The 24,949-nt window shown below is 66.0% G+C and carries 26 protein-coding genes; 9 read left to right on the top strand and 17 right to left on the bottom strand.

Annotation, left to right across the window (positions count from 1 at the left end):
• Positions 1-79 precede the first annotated feature (79 nt).
• Entirely contained in the window at positions 80-1,450 is a 1,371-nt protein-coding gene (pmbA, locus tag E1956_RS07595) for a metalloprotease PmbA (RefSeq protein WP_134748059.1), read from the bottom strand.
• Positions 1,451-1,639: 189 nt separating this feature from the next.
• On the opposite strand from pmbA, the gene yjgA reads away from it, so the two are divergent.
• Both yjgA and mog read left to right on the top strand, forming a co-directional pair.
• Positions 1,640-2,278 (top strand): ribosome biogenesis factor YjgA, encoded by a 639-nt coding sequence (yjgA, locus tag E1956_RS07590; RefSeq protein ID WP_134748058.1) that lies wholly within the window; start codon positions 1,640-1,642, stop codon positions 2,276-2,278.
• Positions 2,265-2,888 (top strand): molybdopterin adenylyltransferase, encoded by a 624-nt coding sequence (gene mog / locus E1956_RS07585; RefSeq protein ID WP_134748057.1) that lies wholly within the window; start codon positions 2,265-2,267, stop codon positions 2,886-2,888. Before yjgA ends, mog begins: the two co-directional genes overlap by 14 nt.
• A 73-nt stretch (positions 2,889-2,961) precedes the next feature.
• Here mog and orn read toward each other — a convergent pair whose 3' ends face one another.
• A complete protein-coding gene (orn, locus tag E1956_RS07580; RefSeq protein WP_134748056.1) occupies positions 2,962-3,603 on the bottom strand; it encodes an oligoribonuclease in 642 nt (213 codons plus the stop codon).
• Positions 3,604-3,783: 180 nt separating this feature from the next.
• Here orn and E1956_RS07575 point away from each other — a divergent pair, with 180 nt between their 5' ends.
• From E1956_RS07575 to E1956_RS07565, 3 genes are read left to right on the top strand one after another with little or no spacing between them, the layout of a single operon-like run.
• Positions 3,784-5,067 carry a M48 family metallopeptidase gene (locus tag E1956_RS07575; RefSeq protein WP_134748055.1) on the top strand — a complete coding sequence of 428 codons (1,284 nt, stop codon included), beginning with the start codon at positions 3,784-3,786 and terminating at the stop codon, positions 5,065-5,067.
• A complete protein-coding gene (gene rsgA, locus E1956_RS07570; RefSeq protein ID WP_134748054.1) occupies positions 5,064-6,023 on the top strand; it encodes a ribosome small subunit-dependent GTPase A in 960 nt (319 codons plus the stop codon). Before E1956_RS07575 ends, rsgA begins: the two co-directional genes overlap by 4 nt.
• Before the next feature lie 16 nt (positions 6,024-6,039).
• Positions 6,040-6,363 (top strand): putative signal transducing protein, encoded by a 324-nt coding sequence (locus E1956_RS07565; protein ID WP_134748053.1) that lies wholly within the window; start codon positions 6,040-6,042, stop codon positions 6,361-6,363.
• A 93-nt stretch (positions 6,364-6,456) separates the two neighbouring features.
• Here the strand turns inward: E1956_RS07565 and E1956_RS07560 are convergent, their stop codons facing one another.
• The 6 genes from E1956_RS07560 to rpsP form a co-directional block, all read right to left on the bottom strand.
• Complete coding sequence (locus tag E1956_RS07560) at positions 6,457-7,395, bottom strand: CobD/CbiB family protein (protein ID WP_134748052.1); 939 nt, start codon at positions 7,393-7,395, stop codon at positions 6,457-6,459.
• A gap of 158 nt (positions 7,396-7,553) precedes the next feature.
• The gene (locus E1956_RS07555) at positions 7,554-8,240 is read right to left on the bottom strand and encodes a CoA pyrophosphatase (protein ID WP_134748051.1); all 687 of its coding nucleotides are present in this window, start codon (positions 8,238-8,240) and stop codon (positions 7,554-7,556) included.
• A gap of 86 nt (positions 8,241-8,326) precedes the next feature.
• Positions 8,327-8,719: a 50S ribosomal protein L19 gene (gene rplS, locus E1956_RS07550; protein ID WP_028215927.1), complete on the bottom strand. Its 393-nt coding sequence runs from the start codon at positions 8,717-8,719 to the stop codon at positions 8,327-8,329.
• 150 nt (positions 8,720-8,869) lie between these two features.
• The gene (gene trmD / locus E1956_RS07545) at positions 8,870-9,637 is read right to left on the bottom strand and encodes a tRNA (guanosine(37)-N1)-methyltransferase TrmD (protein WP_134748050.1); all 768 of its coding nucleotides are present in this window, start codon (positions 9,635-9,637) and stop codon (positions 8,870-8,872) included.
• Between the two features lie 34 nt (positions 9,638-9,671).
• Positions 9,672-10,454: a ribosome maturation factor RimM gene (gene rimM / locus E1956_RS07540; protein WP_134748049.1), complete on the bottom strand. Its 783-nt coding sequence runs from the start codon at positions 10,452-10,454 to the stop codon at positions 9,672-9,674.
• 65 nt (positions 10,455-10,519) lie between these two features.
• The gene (rpsP, locus tag E1956_RS07535; protein WP_028215925.1) at positions 10,520-10,783 is read right to left on the bottom strand and encodes a 30S ribosomal protein S16; all 264 of its coding nucleotides are present in this window, start codon (positions 10,781-10,783) and stop codon (positions 10,520-10,522) included.
• A gap of 127 nt (positions 10,784-10,910) precedes the next feature.
• Here rpsP and E1956_RS07530 point away from each other — a divergent pair, with 127 nt between their 5' ends.
• Both E1956_RS07530 and E1956_RS07525 read left to right on the top strand, forming a co-directional pair.
• Positions 10,911-12,242, top strand: a complete 1,332-nt coding sequence (locus E1956_RS07530) for a PQQ-dependent sugar dehydrogenase (protein ID WP_134748048.1) — start codon at positions 10,911-10,913, stop codon at positions 12,240-12,242.
• Positions 12,243-12,434: 192 nt separating this feature from the next.
• Complete coding sequence (locus E1956_RS07525) at positions 12,435-12,905, top strand: NINE protein (RefSeq protein WP_134748047.1); 471 nt, start codon at positions 12,435-12,437, stop codon at positions 12,903-12,905.
• A 30-nt stretch (positions 12,906-12,935) separates the two neighbouring features.
• Here E1956_RS07525 and E1956_RS07520 read toward each other — a convergent pair whose 3' ends face one another.
• Together E1956_RS07520 and E1956_RS07515 are read right to left on the bottom strand one after the other, a co-directional pair.
• Positions 12,936-14,129, bottom strand: coding sequence for a PA0069 family radical SAM protein (locus E1956_RS07520; protein WP_134750429.1), 1,194 nt, complete (start codon positions 14,127-14,129; stop codon positions 12,936-12,938).
• 137 nt (positions 14,130-14,266) lie between these two features.
• The gene (locus E1956_RS07515) at positions 14,267-14,755 is read right to left on the bottom strand and encodes an Lrp/AsnC ligand binding domain-containing protein (RefSeq protein ID WP_028215922.1); all 489 of its coding nucleotides are present in this window, start codon (positions 14,753-14,755) and stop codon (positions 14,267-14,269) included.
• Between the two features lie 178 nt (positions 14,756-14,933).
• Here E1956_RS07515 and E1956_RS07510 point away from each other — a divergent pair, with 178 nt between their 5' ends.
• On the top strand, positions 14,934-16,220 hold the full coding sequence (locus tag E1956_RS07510; protein ID WP_134748046.1) for a D-amino acid dehydrogenase: 1,287 nt from the start codon (positions 14,934-14,936) through the stop codon (positions 16,218-16,220).
• A 100-nt stretch (positions 16,221-16,320) separates the two neighbouring features.
• Here the strand turns inward: E1956_RS07510 and E1956_RS07505 are convergent, their stop codons facing one another.
• The 6 genes from E1956_RS07505 to E1956_RS07480 all read right to left on the bottom strand — a co-directional run bounded on the left by E1956_RS07505 (position 16,321) and on the right by E1956_RS07480 (position 22,673).
• The gene (locus E1956_RS07505) at positions 16,321-18,108 is read right to left on the bottom strand and encodes an acyl-CoA dehydrogenase (RefSeq protein WP_134748045.1); all 1,788 of its coding nucleotides are present in this window, start codon (positions 18,106-18,108) and stop codon (positions 16,321-16,323) included.
• Positions 18,109-18,220: 112 nt separating this feature from the next.
• Positions 18,221-19,156 (bottom strand): electron transfer flavoprotein subunit alpha/FixB family protein, encoded by a 936-nt coding sequence (locus tag E1956_RS07500; protein WP_134748044.1) that lies wholly within the window; start codon positions 19,154-19,156, stop codon positions 18,221-18,223.
• Between the two features lie 15 nt (positions 19,157-19,171).
• Positions 19,172-19,921, bottom strand: coding sequence for an electron transfer flavoprotein subunit beta/FixA family protein (locus E1956_RS07495; protein WP_134748043.1), 750 nt, complete (start codon positions 19,919-19,921; stop codon positions 19,172-19,174).
• 236 nt (positions 19,922-20,157) lie between these two features.
• Complete coding sequence (locus E1956_RS07490; protein WP_134748042.1) at positions 20,158-20,955, bottom strand: MetQ/NlpA family ABC transporter substrate-binding protein; 798 nt, start codon at positions 20,953-20,955, stop codon at positions 20,158-20,160.
• Between the two features lie 40 nt (positions 20,956-20,995).
• Positions 20,996-21,649, bottom strand: coding sequence for a methionine ABC transporter permease (locus E1956_RS07485; RefSeq protein WP_134748041.1), 654 nt, complete (start codon positions 21,647-21,649; stop codon positions 20,996-20,998).
• Positions 21,639-22,673, bottom strand: a complete 1,035-nt coding sequence (locus E1956_RS07480) for a methionine ABC transporter ATP-binding protein (RefSeq protein ID WP_134748040.1) — start codon at positions 22,671-22,673, stop codon at positions 21,639-21,641. The genes E1956_RS07485 and E1956_RS07480 overlap by 11 nt, the downstream gene beginning before the upstream one ends.
• A gap of 380 nt (positions 22,674-23,053) precedes the next feature.
• On the opposite strand from E1956_RS07480, the gene E1956_RS07475 reads away from it, so the two are divergent.
• Positions 23,054-23,884 (top strand): alpha/beta hydrolase, encoded by an 831-nt coding sequence (locus tag E1956_RS07475; protein ID WP_418789249.1) that lies wholly within the window; start codon positions 23,054-23,056, stop codon positions 23,882-23,884.
• A 149-nt stretch (positions 23,885-24,033) separates the two neighbouring features.
• Here the strand turns inward: E1956_RS07475 and E1956_RS07470 are convergent, their stop codons facing one another.
• On the bottom strand, positions 24,034-24,852 hold the full coding sequence (locus tag E1956_RS07470; protein ID WP_134748038.1) for an enoyl-CoA hydratase: 819 nt from the start codon (positions 24,850-24,852) through the stop codon (positions 24,034-24,036).
• Positions 24,853-24,949 lie beyond the last annotated feature (97 nt).

The following is a 24,949-nucleotide window of genomic DNA, read 5'->3' as shown; positions in this document are numbered from 1 at the left end:
GCAAAAACGAAAACGGCACGCGCAGGCGTGCCGTTTTGCATTGAAGTGCGGAAAAGCGCGCGAAACGCGCCGCGCGTGCTTACTGCCCCGCCACCGTCATGCGCTCGATCAGCACCGAGCCGGTCTGGCGCGTACCGCGTGCGAGCGTATCGGCGCCCACCGCGACGATGTGGTGGAACATCTCCTGCAGCGTGGAGGCCACCGTGATCTCCTCGACCGGATACTGGATCTTGCCGTTCTCGACCCAGAAACCCGAGGCGCCGCGCGAATAGTCGCCCGTCACCATGTTCACGCCCTGCCCCATCAGTTCCGTGAGCAGCAGGCCCGTGCCGAGCTTCCTGAGCATTTCCTCGAAGTCGTCTTCGGGTTTCGTGAGCGAGCTTTGCAGCCGCAGGTTGTGCGAGCCGCCCGCGTTGCCGGTCGTCTGCATGCCGAGCTTGCGCGCCGAATACGACGAGAGGAAATAGCCCTGCACCACGCCGTCCTTCACGACTTCGCGCCGTTGCGTGCGCACGCCTTCCTCGTCGAAGGGCGCGCTGCCCGCGGCGCGCGCCACGTGCGGGTCCTCGACGACCTGGATATGCGGCGCGAACACCGGCTTGCCGAGACTGTCGACGAGGAACGAGGTCTTGCGATAGAGCGCGCCGCCGCTCGTGGCCTGCACGAACGCGCCGAGCAGGCCCGCCGCGATGGGCGCTTCGAACAGCACCGGCACCTTGCGCGTGTCGAGTCCACGCGCGTTCAGGCGCGCGAGCGCGCGCTCGGCGGCGTAGCGGCCGACCGACTCGGGCGTGGCGAGCTCGCTCGCGCTGCGCCGCGAGGTGTACCAGTCGTCGCGCTGCATGCTGCGGCCCGTGCCCGCGATGGGCGCGCACGCGATGTAGTGGCGCGAATAGGGGTAGCCGTGCATGAAGCCGCCCGAGGTGGCCAGCACGAACTGCGAATGCTGCGCCGAAACGCTCGCGCCTTCCGAGTTGGTCACGCGGCGGTCGGTGGCGAACGCGGCGTCCTCGGCGCGGCGCGCGATCTCGACGGCCTCGTCGGCCGTGAGGCTCCACGGGTGATAGAGGTCGAGGTCGCGCGGCGCGGTTTCCAGCAGCTCGGGGTCGGCGAGACCCGCGCAGTCGTCGTCGGCGGTGAAGCGCGCGATGTTGTAGGCGGCCGCCACGGTGTCCTTGAGCGCCTGCGCGGAAAAGTCCGAGGTGCTCGCATTGCCGCGCTTGTTACCGATGTAGACGGTCACGCCCACGGACTTGTCGCGGTTGTGCTCGATGGTCTCGACTTCGCCGCGCCGCACGGAAACCGACAGGCCATCGCCTTCGGAGATCTCCGTCGCGGCGTCGCTTGCGCCGAGCGCCTTCGCGTGGCGGAGAATGTCCGACGCGATCTCCTTCAGCTCGTCCTGGGTGTGCGGGAAAAATCGTTGCCGGGCTTCGATGTCTGCAGCCATTGTCGTTACGGTCCGGTTTCGGGCCGGGGCGGCCCGCTTGTCGTGTATCGGGTGTGTCGGATCAGGCGCCTCGGTAAAAGGCGCGTTCCGCGATCATAGCAAGGTATGCGAACACGCACCGCAGGCGCATGGACCGCGCGAGCCAGACGCGTGCCGATCGGAGCGCGCGCGCAGGCTACAATATGCGTCATGAAACGCAAAACCCGCATTCAACCCATGAACGACGCTGCCGCCAAACAGGGCGACAACGAGGACGACAACGGCTACGATCGCCCGAGCAAGTCGCAGCTCAAGCGCGAAATGACCGCGCTCCAGGAGCTGGGCATCGCGCTCGTCGACCTGCCCAAGGACGCGCTCAAGCGCATGCCCATGACGGAAGACCTCGCCGACGCCGTCCACGAGGCCCGCCGCATCACCGACCACGAAGGCAAGCGCCGCCAGCTCCAGTACGTCGGCCGCATGATGCGCGGCCTGCGCGAGGACGAGGTCGCCGCGCTGCGCACCGCGCTCGACGAGCACCGCGGCGTGAACAAGGCCGCCACGGCGCGCCTGCACTGGATCGAGCGCACGCGCGAAAAGCTGCTTGCCGACGACGCCGCGCTCACCGCCTTCATTCACCAGCATCCGGCGGCCGATCCGCAGGAAGGCCGCACGCTGATCCGCAACGCGCGCCGCGAGCAGCAGCAAGGCCGCCCGCCGAAGTATTTCCGCGAGTTGTTCCAGTGGATCAAGGACATGAGCCGCCAGGGCGCCGACGATCCGCTGGAAGCGGCGAACCAGCGCCCGCACGCCGATCTCGACGAGGATAGCGAAGATGACGAAGCCTGAGCGCAGCCATCCTGACGAACTGGTGATCGGCCTCGTGTCGGTCAGCGACCGCGCCACGAGCGGCGTCTACGAGGACAAGGGCATTCCGTCGCTGATGGAATGGCTCGGCCACGCGCTGAAGTCGCCGTGGCGCGCCGAAACGCGCCTGATCCACGACGACGCAGCCACCATCTCGGCCACACTCACGGCGCTGGTGGACGGGCTCGGCTGCGACCTCGTGCTGACGACGGGCGGGACCGGCCCCGCGCGCCGCGACGTGACGCCCGAGGCGACGCTTGCCGTCGCCACGAAGGAAATGCCGGGCTTTGGCGAGCAGATGCGCCAGATCAGCCTGAATTTCGTGCCGACGGCGATTCTTTCGCGCCAGGTGGCCGTGATCCGCGAGACCGACGACCACGCGGCGCTCATCATCAACCTGCCGGGTCAGCCCAAGTCGATCAAGGAAACGCTGGAAGGCTTGCGCGACGACCAGGGCACGGTAAAAGTGCCGGGCATCTTCGCCGCGGTGCCTTACTGCATCGACCTGATCGGCGGTCCGTATATCGAAACCGATCCGACTATCGTCGCGGCATTCCGGCCCAAGAACGCGCAGCGAGCGCCGCGCGCGTAATACCCCGTCGCCGCGGGCTGCGCAGGGTGCGGCGCAAAAACGCGTCCGCACCTTCGCAGGCCCAAAGGCAGCCTTACTTCGCCGCGCCGCCCGTCTGGGCGGCGGCGTCCGCCGTGCCCGCGGCCGGAATGAGAAAGTGCTCGCGGTAGTACTTGAGCTCGTCGATGGACTCGTGGATGTCGGCCAGCGCCGTATGCATCGCGCGCTTCTGGAAGCCCTTGTAGATGGCCGGCTGCCAGCGGCGGCACAGTTCCTTGAGCGTGCTCACGTCCAGATTGCGGTAGTGGAAGAAGCGCTCGAGCGTGGGCATCCAGCGCGCCATGAAGCGGCGGTCCTGGCAGATCGAGTTGCCGCACATCGGCGACTTGCCCGGCGGCACGTATTGCGAGAGAAACGCGAGAATCTGCTCGGTCGCGCTGTCCTCGGTCACGGTAGAGGCGCGCACACGCTCGGTCAGGCCCGAGCGGCCGTGCGTATTGCGGTTCCATTCGTCCATGCGGTCGAGCACGGCCTCCGGCTGATGGATCGCCAGCACGGGGCCCTCCACGATCTTCTCGAGCGTGGAGTTCGTCACCACCACGGCGATCTCGATGATCCGGTCGTTGTCGGGATCGAGCCCCGTCATCTCCATGTCGAGCCAGATCAAATTCATGTCGGTGCGCTCCATCGCCGGAGTCGCCTGGCCCGCCGGTTCGGCAGAAGTGATATCAGTCATGAGGGGCAGCCTGAAACGGTTGAGATGCGGCGTCCGACACCGCCTGAATGGTCCAGCAACGCGCGCGCGATTACGCTGCGCACGCATGATGCTGGCGCGGCCCGCACGCCAAATGCGGGGATGCCATGGCCGGGCCGCCGAGAACATATAATTGTCGCATAGATACCACGGACTCCCCGGATGCCGACCTCCTCAACTGCGTTGTCCCCCGCGCTGGCTTTCAGCGTCATTTTCGTGATCGCCGTGCTGGCCATGGTCGCGACCAAGCTCTGGCTCGCCTCGCGCCAGGTCCGCTTCGTGGCGGCGCACCGCAGCGCGGTGCCGCCCCAGTTCGCGGCCACCATCCCGTTGACGGCGCACCAGCGCGCCGCCGACTACACCATCGCGCGCACGCGCCTCGGCATGATCGAGATCGTGCTCTCCGCGGTCGTGCTGATCGCGCTCACGCTGCTGGGCGGCGTGCAGGCGCTCGACCTCGGCATTTCGGACCTGATCGGGCGCGACTACGTCGGCCAGATCGCGCTGGTCGCGGCCGTGCTCGCGGTGAGCGGCATCGTCGAGTTGCCGCTCGACTACTACCGCCAGTTCGTGATCGAGGAGCGCTTCGGCTTCAATCGCATGACGCGGCGCATCTTCTTCGCCGACCGCATCAAGGGGCTCCTGATCGGCGCGCTGTTCGGCATTCCGCTGCTCTTCGTCGTGCTGTACCTCATGAAGCAGGCGGGCAGCCTCTGGTGGCTCTGGACCTGGGTGGTCTGGGTCGCGTTCCAGATGCTCGTGCTGGTGCTCTACCCCACCTTCATCGCGCCGCTCTTCAACAAGTTCGAGCCGCTGCGGGACGAAGCGCTGCGCTCGCGCATCGAAGCGTTGATGCAGCGTTGCGGCTTCGCGGCCAAGGGCCTGTTCGTGATGGACGGCAGCCGCCGCTCCGCGCACGGCAACGCCTATTTCACGGGCTTCGGCGCGGCCAAGCGCATCGTCTTCTTCGACACCCTGCTCGCGCGCCTCTCCGGTAGCGAGATCGAGGCCGTGCTCGCGCACGAGCTCGGCCACTTCAAGCGCCGTCACGTGATCAAGCGCATGGTGGTGACGTTCGCGATCAGCCTCGTGCTGCTCGGCGTGCTCGGCTGGCTCACGCAGCGCGTCTGGTTCTACGAGGGACTCGGCGTGCGGCCGTCACTGCTCGGCGGCAATGAAGGCCTCGCGCTCGTGCTGTTCTTCCTCGCCGTGCCGGTGTTCCTGTTCTTCGTCACGCCGCTGTCCAGCCTGAGCTCGCGCAAGCACGAGTTCGAGGCCGACGCCTTCGCCGCCACGCAGACCGACGCGCAAAACCTCGTGAACGCGCTCGTCAAGCTGTATGAGGACAACGCGTCGACGCTCACGCCCGACCCGCTCTACACCGCGTTCTACTACTCGCATCCGCCGGCATCGCAGCGGATCGACCGACTGCTCGCGCACGCATGAACCGGCGCGCAACGAAAGCCGCCGGCGGCGCAGCATCGGCGGGGACGGGGGCGACGCTGCACGGCGTCGTGATCGCGGCGCACGGGCGCCACTATCTGGTCGCACCGGACGCAGGCGGCGCGCCGCTGCAGTGCTTCCCGCGCGGCAAGAAGAGCGAGGTCGCGGTGGGCGACCGCGTCGAATATCAATCGACTTCGGCGGACCAGGGCGTGATCGTCGCCATCGGCGAGCGGCGCAACCTGCTCTACCGCTCCGATCAGTTCAAGTCCAAGCTCTTCGCGGCCAATCTCGACCAGCTCCTGATCGTGCTCGCCACCGAGCCGCACTTCAGCGAAGACCTGCTCGGCCGCGCGCTCGTGGCCGCCGAGGCCAACGACCTGAAGCCGATCATCCTGCTCAACAAGATCGACCTGGAGGCCTCGCTGCCGCTCGCGCGCGAGCGGCTCGAGCGCTATCGCACGCTTGGCTATACGGTGCTGGAAGTGTCAGAGAAGAAGCACCCCGAGGAGGCGCGCGCGATTCTCACCGAGCATCTGCATGGCCACCAGACCATCCTGCTCGGGCAATCGGGCATGGGCAAATCCACGCTCGTGAACCTGCTGATTCCCGACGCCGAGGCCGCCACGCGCGAGATCTCCACGGCGCTCAACAGCGGCCGCCACACGACGACGTTCACGCGCCTCTACAAGCTCCCGGATGGTGATCACTCAGGCGGCGCGCTGATCGACTCGCCGGGTTTCCAGGAGTTCGGGCTCTATCACCTCACCGAAGGCACGCTCGAACGCGCGTTCCCAGAGTTCCGGCCGTTGCTCGCGCATTGCCGCTTCTACAACTGCCATCATCTGCACGAGCCGGGATGCGCGGTGCTCGAAGCCGTCGAGGACGGCCGCGTCGAGCCGGAGCGCCATGCGCTCTATGCGCAGCTCGTGCACGAAATCAGCCAGATCGTGCGCTGACGCGCCAGCCGTCCCCATGCTCAAGCTCGTGCGCGCGCCGAATGTCGTCATTGCCCAGCACTGGATGAACATCCTCGCGGCGGCCGGCGTGCCGTGCGAGCTGCACAACCGCTATCTGAGCGGGGCGATGGGCGAGATTCCCGCCGATCAATGCGCGCCGGAGATCTGGCTCGTCGACGAACGCGACGAGACGCTCGCGCGCAAGCTGATTGCCGACGCCACGAACGGACCGCCGCCGGGCGCGCCGTCGTGGCGCTGCCCGCAATGCGGCGAGACGCTGGAGCCGCAGTTCACGGTGTGCTGGCAGTGCGGCCGCGCGCGCGATCCGCGCGACGACTGAAAACTTCCCGCCCCGCCCTGCCGCGTCTGGAAAAGACAACGGCCCGCTCGTGAGAGGCGGGCCGTTGTCATTTGCGCAAGACGCCGGGGGCGCTCAGACCCAGACGGCAATGGTCAGCATGAGCAGCAGGATCATCCACAGGATCACCGCGCGCCACACGAGGCCCACGGCCGATTGCAGCGTGCGCGGCGTGCAGTCGTCGCCGACCGTGTAGGGATCGCCTTCGCCGGGCTGGGCGAGCACGTCGACGCTCGACTGCTCCGCGAGCGGCCCCGAGAGGCGCGCACCGAGCGCGCCGCTGCCGGTCGCGAGCAGCACGCCTTCGTTGGTGTCGGGCCACTGGTTCGTGTGGTTGCGCCACGCGTAGATCGCGTCCTCGAAATTGCCGACGATCGCAAAGCCCAGCGACGTGAGCCGCGCCGGCACCCAGTCGATCACGAAGAACACCTGCTGCGCGAAGTTCGAGAAGGCTTCGGTACGGTCGTCGGCGGGACGCGACCATGCGCGCGCCAGATACTCGGCGATGCGGTACAGCACCGCGCCCGCTGGCCCGATCGGCACGAGAAACCAGAAGAACACGCCGAACACGTGCCGGTGCGAGGCCACCACGGCGTGGATGAGCGTATGGCGCACGATCTCGCTCACGGGCATGTCCACGGCGTCGATGCCGGTCCACTCGGTGAGGATCTCGCGCGCGCGCGGCACGTCGTCGTTGTTCAGCGCGAGGTGGATATCGGTGAAATAGTGGCTGAACTGGCGGAAGCCCAGCGTGAAGTACACCACCACCACGTTCCACAGGAACGCCAGCACGAAGCTGATGTGATAGAGCACGTAGTAGACGAGCGCGGTGGCCGCCGTCCACGGCACCACGACCACGAGCCAGGCGATCAGACCGTGCTTTTGCTTGCCCGCGTCGAAGCCATGCGCGGCCCAGTCCGCATTGAGGCGCAGGAGCGCCATCACCGGATTATTGGGCGAAAGCGCCCGCACCTGTTCGATGACGAGGGCCAGCAATACGGAGAAGAAGGTCATGCCACGCGCCGTGCAGTGAGTCGGGTTGCTAAAGGGATTTCGGGGGTCTTCAGAAATTGTTGCAACGATATCACAGGGCCAGATGTGCCTGAACATGTGGCGGCAAAGACACAACAGCGGGACGCGTGGCGCATGCCCCGCGCGCAAACTACGCCGCGTCAGGCGAGCAGGAAACGATAGAAATTGCGCAGCATGCCCGCAGTCGCCCCCCAGATGAAGTGCACGCCGGCCACGCCCGCGCCCTCTTGCGGATACGGCATGGCGAAGAAGCGGCGCTCGCCGCCCTCCCAGCGCAGCACGCGCACCTGGTGATGCGCCGGATTCATCAGGAAGCTGAGCGGCACTTCGAAGATGCTCGCCACTTCGAGCGAATCGGCGGCCAACGTGAACGGCTCGTGCACGAGGCCCACCACCGGCGTCACCTTGAAGCCCGTGCCCGTGAGGTAGTCGGGCAGCGCGCCCAGCACTTCGACGCGCGCGGGGTCGAGATTCACCTCCTCGTGCGCCTCGCGCAGCGCGGCGGCGATCGACGTGGCGTCGGCGGGCTCGCGGCTGCCGCCCGGGAAGCTGACCTGTCCGGCGTGATTGCTGAGGTTGTCGGCACGCTGCGTGAGCAGCACGGTGAGCCCGGCAGGACGCATCGCGATCGGCACGAGCACGGCGGCCTCGCGCGGATCGGCGATCTCGGTCACGCGCGCGTCCTGCGGCTCGGGGTCCCAGGGCAGGCGCTGCTCGAAACGCGCACGCAAGCCTTCGGGCGTGAGCCGGACGGCGGCGACATGGGGGAGTTCGATGCCTGTCGATTCGATCGGCAGGTTTTCGGGTTCAAATACTGGACGGATCAACGGCTGGCTCGAAATTCGGACACACCTGCGTATTTTGCGGCCAAAAAGAAAAAAGCACCCCGAGGGGTGCTTCTTTCTTACAGCTTTTACGCCTGATCGGCCGGAGCAGCTGCGCTCTTGAACACCAGCTTTTCCTTGATACGTGCCTTCTTGCCCGACAGGTTGCGCAGGTAGTACAGCTTCGCGCGACGCACGTCGCCGCGACGCTTCACCACGATGCTGGCCAGCAGCGGCGAGTACGTCTGGAACGTACGCTCGACGCCTTCGCCCGACGAGATCTTGCGAACGATGAACGACGAGTTCAGACCGCGGTTACGCTTTGCGATCACGACGCCTTCGTATGCCTGAACGCGCTTACGCGTGCCTTCGACCACGTTCACGTTGACGATCACCGTATCGCCGGGAGCGAATTCGGGGATGGTCTTCTCGCCCAGCACGCGCTGGATTTCTTCCTGCTCGAGTTTTTCAATCAGATTCATTACTGACTCCGTAAGCCATCTTGTCGGCGTTCGTACCTGTGCAGGATTGCCTGCAACTACGGCCCCGATAGAGGATGGATTCACATCTGGCGCCGTTCACGCATGAAGCGGCACCGCCTTTGGCGTCCCGTGTCGCGCCCGCCCGAAGCCTTACGCTTCGTTCGCGCCCTTCGCGAAACTAGCGAGCCATGCCTCATCGGCACGGCTTAGCATCTTGTTCTTCCTGGCCCGGTCGATCAGATCGGGCCGTTTGTGCCACGTATTGCGCAGCGCCTCGCGGCGGCGCCATTGCTCGATTTCCGCATGATGGCCGCCGAGCAGCACATCAGGCACACGCACGCCGTCGTATTCCTCGGGCCGCGTGTAATGCGGGCAGTCGAGCAGACCGTCCACGAAACTGTCCTGCACCGCCGACTGCGCGTCATTGAGCACACCGGGCAAGAGCCGCACCACGGCATCCATCAGCGCCATCGCGGGCAATTCGCCGCCGGAGAGCACGAAGTCGCCGACGCTCACTTCTTCGTCCACGCAACGGTCGACCAGACGCTGATCGATCGCTTCGTAGCGGCCGCACAGCAGCACGAAACCGGGCTCCTGGGCGAACTGCACGACGCGCTCGTGCGTGAGCGGCTTGCCTTGCGGCGACATCAGCAGCACGCGCGGACTCGCGACGCCCGGCTCGGCCTGCGCAGCTTTCGCCGCGCCGATCGCCGCTTCGAGCGGCTTGGCCAGCATGACCATGCCGGGGCCGCCGCCGTAAGGCCGATCGTCGATGGTGCGGTAATTGTCGGTCGTGAAATCGCGCGGATTCCACGTGCGCAACGCATAACGCTGCTGCTTCGCGGCCCGGCTGGTGATACCCCAGTCGGTGAGCGCGCGGAACATCTCGGGAAAGAGCGTAACGACATCGAACTGCATCGCTCTCTCCGTTCAGCGAATCAGCACAGCAGGTTCAGTAATCGGCTTCCCAGTCGACGACAATGCGCTTCGCCGCCAGGTCCACCGTCTTCACAAACACGCCGACGAACGGGATCAGCCGCTCGCCGGTGGTGGGCTTGCCATCCTTGCCCGTCGACGGATACTCGACGCGCAACACCGACTGCGCGCCGTTGTCGATCAGGTCGGCGACCGTGCCGAGCTCCACGCCCGCTTCGTTGGCGACGTGAAGACCCATCAGGTCGACCCAGTAATACTCGTCGGCTTCGGTCGCGGGGAAATCCGCGCGGCTCACGTAGATGCGCGCGCCGCGCAAACGCAGCGCGGCGTCGCGATCCGCAACACCGCCCAGTTGCCCGACGACGCTGTCGCTGTGCACCTTGGCGCTCACGCGCACCGCGGAATGTCGCTCCGGACGCTCGCGGCCCTTCAGGAGCCACCAGCGCTTCGCCGCGATGAGCGCCTTGCCGCCTTGCGCGTGCGGGGCGATCTTGAGCCCGCCCTTCAGGCCATAGGCATCGAGCACGGTGCCGACCTCGACTGCGTCGGCCGGCCAGGTTTCCGGCGTTTCCGCGCGCAGGCCTTCGGCCGCGCCTGCAGCTTCAGACGCACTGCTGCGCGTCTGCGCGCGTTCCGCAGGCTTGCGCACGAACGCGCCAAACGACGGCGCCTTGCGCGAGCCGCCGCCCGATGATGCTTCGGCGCCTGACTTGCCACCTGCATCATGGTTTTTGCGCGGTACATCGCCCGCTGCGGCAGCAGCGCCCCTGTCCGCTTGTGTATCGTCATGCACGGGCATGGGCAAACCTCGCAGCCAGCTTGAACTCGTACACGCCGCTCACGCCGCGCGCACTTGGGTAAGACTTAAGCAGCCGGTTGAGCGGCAGCAGCCTTTTGCGCTTCCTTCACGAGACGCTCGACGGCCGGCGACATTTGCGCGCCGTTTTCTTGCCAGTACGTCACGCGATCTTGCGCGATACGAAGGGTTTCACCCTTGGTGGCGACCGGGTTGTAGAAGCCCACGCGCTCGATGAAACGGCCGTCGCGACGGTTGCGCGAATCGGTTGCGACGATGTTGTAGAACGGGCGCTTCTTCGAGCCGCCGCGTGCCAGACGGATGATGACCATACTAGAATCCTTGAAAACCGGGGTTCGGGACTACTGAAACATGCGATTATAGCCCGAAACCAATGGCATAACAAACACTTAACCAGAAACCGGGCGGAAACTGCGTGGCAACCGTGAGGAAGCGGCGATGAATGGCGATCGATCGGCGGCTGACGGGCATGACCGACAGGGCCTGGCGCCCGCGTCGGAGCGGCTGGTGGTGTGGGCTTGCGCCACCCTCCTCCGCCTGTGGCGGCATGACAACGCACCTTCGCCCGTTCATGCAGCGGATCGAGCCCCACATCGACATGACCGCGGCCCTGGCGGCTCGCGCACCTGGCGCACGCACCGATCGCCACGCATTGTACGGCGATGCTGTGGCGCCCTGCTCGCGCTCGCCGCGCTTCTCGGCGCACCGCTCGCGCGGGCCACGCTGCCCATCGAGCGCATCCGGCTACCGGCCGGCTTCCACATCGAGTTGCTCGCCGACGACGTGCCCAGCGCGCGCGAAATGACGCTCTCGCCTGCAGGCATCCTTTACGTGGGCAGCATGGAGGGCCGCGTCTACGCGCTCGAGCTGCGCGACGGCAAGGTCGTCAAGCGCCACGTGGTCGCTTCCGGGCTCACGATGCCCGTGGGCGTGGCCTGGCACGATGGAGCGCTCTATGTTTCCGCGGTCTCGAAGATCGTGAGGCTGGACGCCATCGACACGCATCTCGACGATCCGCCCAAGCCCGCCGTCGTTACCGATGCGCTGCCGCCCGAGCGTCACCACGGCTGGAAGTTCATCGCCTTCGGCCCGGACGGCAAGCTCTACGTGCCGCAGGGCGCGCCCTGCAATGTCTGCCTGCCCGCGAACGATCCGCAGCGCAGCCACTACGCGATGATCGGCAGGATGGACCCGGACGGCACGCACTACGAGACGATCGCGCGCGGCGTGCGCAACACGGTGGGCTTCGCGTGGCATCCGCAGACGCACGAGCTGTGGTTCACCGACAACGGCCGCGACATGATGGGCGACGACGTCCCCGACGACAAGCTCAACCGCCTTGCGCGCGTGGGCCTCGATTTCGGCTTTCCGTATTGCCACGGCGGCGATGTCGCCGATCCGGAGTTCGGCGCGGGCCATCCGTGCAGCGGCTTCACGCCGCCCGTCGCGAAGCTGGGCGCGCACGTGGCGTCGCTCGGCATGCGCTTCTATACAGGGACGATGTTCCCGCCCGGGTATCGCGACAGCATCTTCATTGCCGAGCACGGCTCGTGGAATCGCAGCAAGAAGGTGGGCTATCGCGTGGTGCGCATCATCGCCAACGCCGACGGCACGGACGCGCATCAGGAAGTGTTCGCCCAGGGATGGCTCAACAGCGACGAGACCGAGTGGGGCCGCCCCGCCGACGTGCTGCCGCTGCCCGACGGATCGCTGCTCATCAGCGACGACTACGCAGGCGCGATCTATCGCGTGACCTATACGAAGCCGTAGTTGCGCGAAGCCCTGGTTGCCGCACGTGGCGCGGCCGCGCTCGCACGCCCGCCCGCCCGGCTTCGGGCATTTCCCGGCATAAGCGGCGCCATCTGCTTGCACGCGCGCACGCCACGTACAATGGCCGGCGGCCCACGTCCACGCGCGCTGTCAACGCAAGAGTCAACGCGCAGTCATCGAATCCGTCTGCCCATGTCCAATCAAAAGAATCCCGCACGCTTTCGCTCCAAGACACTCACCGCCGCCCTCGCCTTCCTGTTCGGCTGCCTCGGCGCGCACCGCTTCTATCTATATGGATCGCGCGACGTGTGGGGCTGGGCGCATCTCGCCGGCACGCTGCTCGGCATTCCCGGCGTGCTCCTGCTCATGGCCACCCAGCGCGCGTCGATACCCGGCTGGGCGCTGGCCGTGATCGGCGCCGTATCCGTGCTCTCGGCTTTTCTTGCCGCCATCGTCTATGGGCTGCGCCCGGACGCCAAGTGGGACGCGCAGTTCAATGCGGCCTTCGCCGGAAGCCGTGCGAGCCGTTCGGGCTGGACCGTGGTCTTCGTGGTGATCTTCTCGCTGCTGATCGGCGCGTTCTTGCTGATGACGGGCCTCGCCCTCTCGTTCCAGACTTACTTCGAATCGCAGGTCGAAGCGGCCAAGGCGCTCTCTCAATAACAACGGCGGCAGCGGCGCGCCAGGACAAAACTAGAACAAATCGAGTTGCGGCTTCTCGCGCACGGTCTTGGCGCGCACGAACGCCGACATGTCCAGGATGCCGTGGCGCCGCTCGTTCAACCCGAGCCGCGTCACGGCCTTGTGAAAGCGCTGCTTGAGCAGATCGGCCCAAAGCCCGGTGCCCTTCATGCGCTGCGAGAACGACGAGTCGTAATCCTTGCCGCCGCGCATGTCGCGCACGCGGCTCATCACGCGCGCGGCGCGTTGCGGGAAATGCGCCTCGAGCCAGCCTTCGAAGAGCGGCGCCACTTCCCACGGCAGACGCAGCACGATATAGCTCGCGCTCGTCGCGCCCGCCTCGGCGCAGGCCTCCAGCACGCGCTCCATATCCGGCTCGGTGACGAACGGAATCACGGGCGCGATGCTCACACCGACCGGAATGCCTGCCTGCGCGAGCGTGCGGATCGTGCGCAGCCGGCGCGCGGGCGTGGCCGCGCGCGGCTCGAGCGTGCGCGCGAGATCGGCGTCGAGCGTGGTGATCGTGATCGCGGCCATGAATTGCTGGCGCTGTGCCATGGGCACGAGCAGGTCGAGATCGCGCTCGATCAGCGAAGACTTGGTGATGGCCGCGAACGGATGCTCGCGCTCGCTCAGCACCTCGATCACGCGGCGCGTGATGCGCAGATCGCGCTCGACGGGCTGCCAGGCATCGGTATTCACGCCTAGTGCGATGGGCTCCGGCTCGTAAGCAGGCTTGGCGATTTCGCGCGCGAGCAGCTCGGGGGCGTTGATCTTCGCGTAAATGCGGCTCTCGAAATCGAGCCCCGGCGAGAGCCCGAGGTAGCTGTGCGTGGGCCGCGCGAAGCAGTAGATGCAGCCGTGCTCACAACCGCGATACGGATTGAGCGAAACATTGAACGGAATATCAGGCGACTGGTTGCGCGTGAGAATGCTTTTCGCGCGCTCCTCGAAGACCTGGGTGCGCAATGCGGGCGTTTCCTCGGCGGCGAAATCGCCCGCTCCGGCGCCCTCGCCGTCGCGCCCGGCATCGCCTTCGTGCGCGCCCGAGCCCTCGCCAGGCGGCACGTGCTGCCAGCCGTCGTCGAAAGCTTCGCGCTGATCGACCTCGTAACGCCCCTGCAGATTCGTGACTGCCCCACGCCCCTTGCGCGGCGCAGGCGGGGCGACAGGATACCAGGTGTCGGGGGTGGAGTCGGGGTCCAGTTCGTTCACGGCACAAAGCAACAAAGCGTCTTGATACTGTATAAATATACAGTATCAAGACGCTTTGTCGAGGGAGAAAAACGGGGGCGCTTTCGATTGCGCCTGCGCGTGCCGAAGCCCCGCGAACCGTCGCCCGGCTACTCGCCCACCGCGATCGTCAGGGTCTCCTTGATCTCCTCCATGACCACGTAGCTCTTCGACTGCACCGCACCCGGCAATTGCAGCAGGATGTCGCCGAGCAGCTTGCGGTAGTCGGCCATTTCGCCGATGCGCGCCTTGATCAGATAGTCGAAGTCGCCCGAGACCAGATGGCATTCGAGCACTTCCGGGATCTTCTTCACCTCGCGGCGGAACTGGTCGAACATGTTGCCGCTCTTGTGATCGAGCGTGATCTCCACGAACACCAGCAGCGCCGCACCCAGCACGTTCGGATTCACGCGCGCGTAATAGCCGGTGATGACGCCATCGCGCTCCATGCGCTTGACCCGCTCGATGCAGGGCGTGACGGAGAGCCCGACCTGCTCAGCCAGGTCCTTCATGGCCATGCGGCCGTCCTCTTGAAGCAGTTTCAGGATCCGGTGATCGAGCCGGTCCAGCGCACGGACCGGCTGACGCTGCGTTCTCATGTTTTTTTCCTGAAAATCCGAAAAATACGATAACAAAATCTGGACTGAGAACAATAGCATAGTCGATATTACTGGCTACATCCGATTTTTCATGCCATCGGCGCTGGACGACCCAAAAATGGGCGCAGCAGCGCGCGGCACAACGGCGTAGCCCTAACAAATCTAAATGGAGCAGGCTATGCGAGTCGTCGTGTTGGGCAGTGGTGTGGTCGGGGTTGCCAGCGCCTGGTATCTTGCCCGCGCGGGCCATGAAGTGACGGTGATCGACCGCGAGTCCGGTCCCGCACTCGAAACCAGTTTTGCCAACGCCGGCCAGATCTCGCCCGGTTATGCCGCGCCGTGGGCCGCGCCGGGCGTGCCGCTCAAGGCGATCAAATGGATGTTCGAAAAGCACGCGCCGCTCGCCATCCGCCTCGACGGCACGAAGTTCCAGCTGCAGTGGATGTGGCAGATGCTGCAGAACTGCACGGCCGAGCGCTACGCGCTCAACAAGGGCCGCATGGTGCGCCTCGCCGAATACAGCCGCGACTGCCTGCAGGCGCTGCGCGCCGACACCGGCATCCAGTACGAGGGCCGCACGGGCGGCACGCTGCAGGTGTTCCGCACGCAGCAGCAATTCGACGGCGCAGCGAAGGACATCGCCGTGTTGAAGGATGCGAACGTCCCCTACGAGCTGCTCACGGCCGCCGAACTCGGCCGCGCCGAGCCGGCGCTCGCGGCGGTTTCGCACAAGCTCACCGGCGGCCTGCGCCTGCCCGGCGACGAAACCGGCGACTGCCAGCTCTTCACCACGCGTCTCGCGAAAATGGCCGAGGAGCTGGGCGTCAAGTTCCGCTACAACACGCCGATCGACGGCCTCGCCGTGCAGGGCGAGCGCATCGTGGGCGTGCAGTGCGGCAGCGAGCTCGTGCGCGCCGACTCGTATGTCGTCGCGCTCGGCTCGTTCTCCACGAAGATGCTGGCCGGCCTCGTGAAGATCCCGGTCTACCCGCTCAAGGGCTACTCGATCACCGCGCCGATCGTCGATGCAGGCGCTGCGCCGGTTTCCACCGTGCTCGACGAGACCTACAAGATCGCGATCACGCGTTTCGACGACCGCATCCGCGTGGGCGGCATGGCCGAGATCGTGGGCTACGACAAGACGCTGAAGCAGGCGCGCCGCGAGACGCTCGAAATGTGCGTGAACGACCTGTTCCCGGGCGGCGGCGACACCTCGCAGGCCACCTTCTGGACCGGCCTGCGTCCGATGACGCCGGACGGCACGCCGGTGGTGGGCCGCACCCCGTTCTCGAACCTGTTCCTGAACACGGGGCACGGCACGCTCGGCTGGACCATGTCGTGCGGCTCGGGCCAGTTGCTCGCCGACCTCATCTCGGGCAAGAAGCCCGCGATCAAGGCCGACGATCTCTCGGTCTATCGCTACCTCGGGGAAACGCAAGGCGAGCATCGCCCGGCCTACGCTTAATGCGTCCTCTGTGTCTGATGTGAAAACGGCGCCCCTCGGGCGCCGTTTTTCGTTTCGGCCGCGTCATTGCCTTACGGCCAGCCAACATCGTCAGGCATCCTCAGAACTGATCCTCCGATAGCGCCAGCATGCCCTCCGCGCCATTCGCGCTGACGATCGCCGCCTCGAGCGCCACGGCCTGCGGCAGCACGTGCACGGCGAAGCATTGCGCCGTCGCGATCTTCGCGCCGTGGAACTTCGGATCGTCCTGCATCAGACGCTGCGAGGCGAGCATCGCGCGCGCCATCTGCCAGCCGCCGAGCACGACGCCCGCCAGCTTCAGATAAGGCACGCTGCCGGCGAAGACCGCGTTCGGATCGCGCTTCGCGTTGGCCAGCACGAAGCCCACCGCCGAGGCCAACGCCTGCTGACCAAGCGCCAGGTGCTTCGCCATCGACTTGAATGCGGCGCCTTCGTGCGTACCGAGTTCCGCAACGGTCTGCCCGATCTCGTCGATGAGCACCTGCGCCGCCGCGCCGCCGTCGCGCAGCGTCTTGCGGCCGATGAGGTCGTTGGCCTGAATCGCCGTGGTGCCCTCGTAGATCGCCAGGATGCGCGCGTCACGATAGAACTGCGCCGCGCCCGTCTCCTCGATGAAACCCATGCCGCCGTGCACCTGCACGCCGAGGCTCGCCACGTCGATGGCGAGCTCCGTGCTCCAGCCCTTCACGATCGGCACGAGGTATTCGTAGCGCGCTTGATGCTGCGCGCGCACCGCCTCGTCCGGATGCCGATGCGCGCGATCGCTCTCCCCCGCCGCCACGTACGCGAGCGCGCGCGCGGCCTCGGTGAGCGCGCGCATGGTCGAGAGCATGCGGCGCACGTCGGGGTGGTGAATGATGGTGACGGCTGCTTTGGACGAGCCGTCCACCGGGCGGCTCTGCACGCGCTCCTTCGCATACGCGGCCGCCTTCTGATACGCGCGCTCCGAGATCGCCACGCCCTGCATGCCCACGGCGAAGCGCGCCGCGTTCATCATGATGAACATGTATTCGAGGCCGCGATTCTCCTCGCCGATCAACTGGCCGACCGCGCCGCCATAATCGCCGTATTGCAGCACGGCCGTCGGGCTCGCCTTGATGCCGAGCTTGTGCTCGATGGAGACGCAATGCACGTCGTTGCGCATACCGGGCGAGCCGTCGTCGTTGACGAGAAACTTCGGCACGATGAAGAGCGAGATGCCCTTCACGCCTTCGGGCGCAGTCGGCGTGCGCGCGAGCACGAGATGGACGATGTTCTCCGCCATGTCGTGCTCGCCCCAGGTGATGAAGATCTTGGTGCCGAACAGCTTGTAGCTGCCATCGGCCTGCGGCTCGGCGCGCGTGCGCACGGCCGCGAGATCGGAGCCTGCCTGCGGCTCGGTGAGATTCATCGTGCCGGTCCACTCGCCCGAGATGAGCTTGGGCACGAAGCGCTTTTTCTGTTCTTCGCTGCCCGCCGTGAGCAGCGCCTCGATCGCGCCGTCGCTCAGGAGCGGGCACAGCGCGAACGACAGGTTCGCCGCGTTGAGCATCTCCACGCACGGCGTGCCAACGAGCTTGGGCAAGCCCTGTCCTTCGTATTCCTGAGGATGCTGCACGCCCTGCCAGCCGCCCGCCACGTATTGACGAAAGGCATCGGCGAAACCGGGTGACGTGTGCACCTGGCCGTTTTCCCAGCGGCTGGGATTGCGATCGCCTTCGACGTTCAGCGGTGCCAGCACCTCTTCACACAACTTCGCGCATTCCTGAAGCACGGCCTGCACGGTCTCGGGCGTGACGTCCTCGCCACCCGGCAGCGCGGCGATCTCGTCGAGTCCTGCCAGCTCCTTCATCACGAACAGCATGTCGCTTATCGGTGCGTTGTACATGGCCGTTGTCTCCGGTCGAGGCTTGCGATGATGAAAAAAAGGGGCGCTCGAAGCGCCCCTTTGTGTGTCGCCGGACATCGCACTGCGTCCGGCTTCGCCTGTGCTGCGGCGCTTAGCCGAGCTCTTTGACGAGCTCCGGCACGACGGTGAACAGATCGCCCACGAGGCCGTAGTCGGCCACGCTGAAGATCGGTGCTTCTTCGTCCTTGTTGATCGCCACGATCACCTTCGAGTCCTTCATGCCTGCCAAGTGCTGGATCGCGCCCGAGATGCCCACTGCGATGTAGAGCTGCGGTGCGACGATCTTGCCGGTCTGGCCGACCTGGTAGTCGTTGGGGACGTAGCCCGCGTCGACTGCCGCGCGCGAGGCGCCCAGTGCGGCGTTGAGCTTGTCGGCGAGCGGCTCGAGAACCTTCGTGTAGTTCTCGCCGCTGCCCAGACCCCGGCCACCCGAGACGATGATCTTCGCGCTCGTGAGTTCCGGACGGTCGAGCTTCGTGACTTCACGGCCGACGAATTGCGTGAGGCCGCTGTCCGCTGCCGCTTCGATCTTCTCCACCGCTGCGCTGCCGCCTTCGGCCGCAACCGCGTCGAAGCCGGTCGTGCGAACCGTGATGACCTTGATCGGATCAACCGATTGCACGATCGCAATTGCGTTGCCCGCGTAGATCGGACGCTCGAACGTGTCCGGCGAATCCACTGCCGTGATGTCCGAGATCTGCGCGACGTCCAGCTTCGCGGCGATACGCGGCGTGACGTTCTTGCCCGCGGCGGTTGCCGGCGCCAGGATGTGCGTGTAGTTCTTCGCGATCGAAAGCACCGTCGCTTCGACATTCTCCGCGAGGCCCTGCTCGAGCTGCGGCGCGTCAGCCAGCAGCACCTTCGAGACGCCGGCGATCTTCGCCGCCGCTTCAGCGGCAGCCTGGGCGTTGTGGCCCGCGATCAGCACGTGCACGTCGCCGCCGATCTTCTGCGCGGCAGCCACGGTGTTCAGCGTCGCAGCCTTGATGGATGCGTTGTCGTGTTCAGCAATAACCAGATTCGTCATTTTCGTCTCGCTCCCTTACAGCACCTTGGCTTCGGTCTTCAGCTTCTCGACCAGCGTCTTCACGTCGGCGACCTTCACGCCGGCGCTGCGCTTGGGCGGCTCGGCAACCTTCAGGGTCTTCAGACGCGGCGTGACGTCCACACCGAGGTCTTCGGGCCTGATCGTTTCCAGCGGCTTCTTCTTCGCCTTCATGATGTTCGGCAGCGTGACGTAGCGCGGCTCGTTCAGGCGCAGGTCCGTCGTGACCACTGCGGGCAGCTTCAGCGAGAGCGTTTCCGCGCCGCCGTCGACTTCACGCGCGACCGTGGCACGGCCGTCGGCGACCGTGATCTTCGAAGCGAAGGTTGCTTGCGGCAGGTTCGCCAGCGCGGCGAGCATCTGGCCGGTCTGGTTCGAATCATCGTCGATGGCCTGCTTGCCGAGGATCACGAGCTGCGGCTGCTCCTTGTCGACGAGCGCCTTGAGCAGCTTCGCCACGGCGAGCGGCTGCAGGTCTTCATTCGACTCGATCAGGATCGCGCGGTCCGCGCCGATCGCCAGCGCCGTGCGCAGCGTTTCCTGCGCCTGGGCCACACCGGCCGACACGGCGATCACTTCCGTCGCCACACCGGCTTCCTTCAGACGAACCGCCTCTTCCACGGCGATTTCGTCGAACGGGTTCATCGACATCTTTACGTTGGCGATGTCGACGCCCGTGCCATCCGACTTCACACGAACTTTGACGTTGTAATCGACTACGCGCTTGACTGGCACAAGGACTTTCATTCACATGCTCCGAAGTTACGAATACGTCAACCTGGCGGACATTATAGCGATAGCGTTCCCGCACGCATCCACCCGCCAGCACATTTCCCGCACAACCCGCTTCTGCCCCTGCTTAGCCGTCAGTTGCGAACGATCGTGCTATTTTAAGCCGGAAAAAACCCGGGCATCAAGTCCGGGTTTCTCCGACCGAATTCTCTACCTAATCCGGCACTTATCTCTCACCCGCCGGGCCGGGCTCACCACGACGCGACCACGGCCCCGCCGAACTTCTGCTCGATGTATTGCTTCACTTCCGGCGAGTGGTAAGCCGCCACCAGCTTGGCCGCCCACGGTTTGTTGCGGTCGGCCGCGCGGATCGCGATGATGTTCACGTACGGCCCGTTCGGGTCTTCGATCGCGATCGCGTCCTGCTTCGGCTTGAGCCCCGCTTCCATCGCGAAGTTCGTGTTGATCGCCGCGGCGTCTACATCATCGAGCGAGCGCGGAATCTGCGCAGCGTCCAATTCGACTATCTTCAGCTTCCTGGGGTTTTCCACGATGTCGAGCGGCGTTGCCTTCAAGCCGGCACCGGCACGCAGCTTGATGAGGCCCTGCTTCTCCAGCAGCAGCAACGCGCGGCCGCCGTTGGTCGGATCATTGGGAACCGCAATGCGCGCACCCGGCTTGAGCTCCGCGAGCGTCTTGACCTTCTTCGAGTAGATGCCCATCGGGAACGTGACCGTGTCGGCGAGCTTGATCAGCTTGTAGCCGCGGTCCTTCACCTGCGCGTCGAGATACGGCTCGTGCTGATAGCTGTTCGCATCGAGGTCGCCGCCTGCGAGCGCCGCGTTCGGCTGCACGTAGTCGGAGAATTCGACGATCTTGATCGTGAGGCCGTTCTTCGCCGCGACCTGCTTCACCACCTCCATCACCTGCTCATGCGGGCCGCCCGTCACGCCAACCTTGATGGTCTCGTCGGCGTGCGCGAGAAGCGGTGCAAGCAGCGACGCCGCGCCAAGCGCAGCCGCCAGCCGGATCATGAAACGACGCTGCATATCCAACCCTTGTTCTGTATAGCGGTTATCGAAGGACTGCTTATTTATGGCTCAGGCGCCGCACGAGCCAGTCGCCGAACGACTGCACGAGCTGCACGAACACGATCAGGATCACGACGACGATCAGCATGACCTCGGGCTCGAAGCGCTGATAGCCGTAGCGGATGCCGAGGTCGCCCAGACCGCCGCCGCCGATTGCGCCCGCCATCGCCGAATAGCCGACGAGCGAGATGAACGTGATCGTCAAGCCGGCCACCACGCCCGGCAGCGACTCGGGCAGCAGCACCTTGAAGACGATCTGCTCCGTGCTCGCGCCCATGGCCTGCGCGGCTTCGATCAGGCCGCGGTCGACCTCGCGCAGCGCGGTTTCCACGAGACGCGCGATGAACGGCGCGGCGGAAATCGTGAGCGGCACGATGGCGGCCGCGGTGCCGATCGACGAGCCCACCACGACGCGCGTGAACGGAATCACGGCCACGAGCAGGATGATGAACGGCGTCGAGCGCACGGCGTTGACGACCACGCCCATCACGCGATTGAGGGCGATGTTCTGCAGCACGCCGTCGCGGTCCGTCAGATAGAGCAGCACGCCGAGCGGCAAGCCGATGGCCGCGCCAACCAGTCCGGAAATGCCCACCATGATGAGCGTCTCCCAGAACGACTGGACGAACATATCGAACATTTCACTCCACATGGGACAGCTCCTCCACCACCACACCCTGCTCGCGCAGCCACGCGATCGCCTGCGCCACCTTCACGGGATCGCCGCCCGCGAGCACCGCGAGCGAGCCGAACGCCTGCCCCTGGATCTCGTCGATCTGGCCATGCAGGATGTTGAAATCGAGCTCGAAGCGGCGGATCGTCTCCGAGAGCACGGGCTGATCGACGCCGGTGCCCGTGAAGGCGAGACGCAGCAAATGCCCGCTGCCCTTCGCGAGACGCTCGGCCACGCGGGCCTTGAGCGCGGGCGGCAGCTCCTGCGCGATCACGTCGCCGAGCAGCGCGCGCGTGACTTCGTGGCGCGGCTGCAGGAACACGTCGATGACGGGACCGGTCTCCACGACGCGGCCCGCGTCGAGCACGGCCACGCGGTCGCAGACCTGTTTGATCACTTCCATCTGGTGCGTGATCATCACGACCGTCAGGTTCAGCTCGCGATTGATCTTGCGCAGCAGGTCGAGAATGGCGCGCGTGGTTTCCGGGTCGAGCGCGGAAGTCGCCTCATCGGAGAGCAGCACCTTCGGCTTGCTCGCGAGTGCGCGCGCAATGCCCACGCGCTGCTTCTGGCCACCGCTGATCTGCGACGGGTAGCGGTCTTTCTGCGCGGCGAGGCCGACGAGCTCGAGCAGCGGCAGCACCGTTTCCGCGATCTGCTGGCGCTTCATGCCCGCGAGCTCGAGCGGCAGCGCGACGTTGTCGTACACCGTGCGCGACGAGAGCAGATTGAAGTGCTGGAAGATCATGCCGATCTCGCGGCGCGCCTCGCGCAGATCGGCGCTCGAGAGCGACGTGAGCGTGCGCCCGTTGACGACGATGTCGCCTTCGGTGGGCCGCGTGAGCAGATTGATGGTGCGCACGAGCGTGCTTTTGCCCGCCCCGCTGCGCCCGATGATGCCGAATACTTCACCCGGCGGTATCGTCAGATTGACGTTGTGCAGCGCCTCGATCCAGCCTTGCGGGCCGGCGAAGCGCTGGGAAACGTTTCGAATTTCGATCATGAAAAAAACGAAACGGCGGGTGTGCCGCGCGCCGCTTGGCCTGTGCCGCGATCTTTCAATCGCGCAAGACGCGTCGCGCCGGCAGACAGCCGCCGTTTGCTGGACTGGAGTTAGCTCGCTATTTTACCCTGGCGGGCAAAATTCCTATTAATAATCATTTCCGATACTTTCATAACTCGTACTTATTAGAGGGCTATTGCGGCAGCCGCACGCCAAACCGGGTGCTACCCTCTGCCGACCGTTCAGATCAGCCCTATAGCCCTACAACGCGCTTACAACGATTAGCCAGGGGAGCAGCGACAATGGAGACGACTCAGCCACAGGATGCGGCACGCGCTGCATCGGCATCCACGACCGGCACCGCACCGCAACGCTCGACGCTGCGCGCCCGCGACGGCGCCGAGTTGCCGCTGTACGTCTGGCAGGCGCCAATCGTTGCGCCCCGCGCGGCCATTGCGCTCGTGCATGGGCTTGCGGAACACGCAGGCCGTTACGCGGCGCTCGCGGCACGCCTGAACGCGGCGGGCATCGACGTGTATGCGATCGATCTGCGCGGGCACGGCCGCGCGGGCGGACGCCGCGCTTGGGTCACGCGCTTTGACGACTATCTCGACGATGCGCAAGCGCTCGTCGAATACGCCGCCGCGCAATGCCGCGCGCGCAACACGCCGCTCTTCCTGATGGGCCACAGCATGGGCGGTGCGATTGCCGCGCTCTACGCGATCGAGCGCGCGCCGCACTCGGACGCGGCCTTCGCGGGCCTGTTGCTCTCGAGCGCCGCACTCGCGCCGGGCCGCGACGTTCCAAACTGGATGATTGCCGCGAGCCGCGTGATGAGCGCGATCTGGCCGCACTTTCCCGCGATGAAGATCGACGCCGCCCTGCTCGCGCGCGACGCCGCCGTGGTCGAGGCCAACCGCGCCGATCCACTGGTTCACCATGGCGCGATTCCCGCACGCACGGGCGCGGAGTTGCTCGAAGCGATGAAGCGTATCGAAGCGGGCCGCGCACAGTTGCGCATGCCGGTGCTGATCTGGCATGGCACCGAGGACAAGCTCACCGAGCCCGAAGGCAGCCGCGGGTTCGGCGCGCACGTGGGGTCGCCCGATCGCACGCTCACGCTCTATGAGGGCAGCTATCACGAGACGCTCAACGATCTCGACCGTGAGCGCGTGATCGGCGCGATGATCGACTGGATCGAGCGCCACTAGCTTTGCGTGGGCCTCGAGCAAGCGTTCTGCACGGAACCAGCGCAGACGCCAAGGCGCCAACTCTGCTCGACGGCTAACTGGCCGGAGGCGGCAAGAAGCACGGCAGGAAACGCTGTGGAAAACTGGCCGGGCTCGCCAGCCCGCGCCACTTACTTGCTGCCGCGCTTGTCGATGAACGCCTGCACGCCGTCGAGCGCCGGGTCGGTCATCATGTTGCAGGCCATGGTCTGCCCCGCCAGCTGATAAGCGGCTTCGACACCCATCTCGAGTTGCCGGTAGAACAGCCCCTTGCCCGCCGCCACCGCCTCGCGCGGCTTCGCGCAGATGCTTGCCGCGAGCGCAGTCACGGCGGCATCGAGCGCTTCCTCGGCCACGACGCGGTTCACGAGCCCCTCGCGCAGTGCCTTCTGCGCATCGATGAACTCGCCCGTCATCAGCATCTCGAAAGCGGCCTTGCGCGAGACGTTGCGCGTGAGCGGCACCGCCGGCGTCGAGCAGAACAGCCCGAGATTGATGCCCGAGACCGCAAAGCGCGCCCGCTCGGCGGCCACGGCGAGATCGCACATCGCGACGAGCTGGCAGCCCGCCGCCGTCGCCACGCCCTGCACGCGCGCGATCACGGGCTGCGGCATCGTCTGGATCGTCAGCATCATCTTCGAGCAGCGCGCGAAGAGCCGCTTGTAGTATTCGAGCGAAGGCGCCGCGCGCATTTCCCTGAGATCGTGGCCGGCGCAGAACGCGCGGCCCGCCGCCGCGATCACCACGACGCGCGCATCCGATTGCGCGATGTCCGCCAGTTGTGTCTGCAACGCGTCGATGAGCGCTTCGGACAGCGCGTTGAACGCGTCGGGCCGGTTCAGCGTGAGGCGCACGACGCCGGGCACGCCGTACGCGTCGTGCGCAATCTCGATGAGCGGTGCGGCATCCGCGGAAGCAGACGACGAAGACGGAACGGCTGCAGCACTCATGATGCACGGCTCCTTTTGGGGTGCGCGCGCCCGGTCGCACGCGCGGGATTCGGGAAACGGAAACGACGCTGGGACGCTCAATGCGCGGCTAGCGCAC

This window comes from Paraburkholderia pallida (genome assembly GCF_004524855.1).
GTDB classification, from domain to species: domain Bacteria; phylum Pseudomonadota; class Gammaproteobacteria; order Burkholderiales; family Burkholderiaceae; genus Paraburkholderia; species Paraburkholderia oxyphila.
The sequence above is the reverse complement of the archived record's forward strand: the minus strand, read 5'-3'. Positions and strand labels throughout refer to the sequence as shown.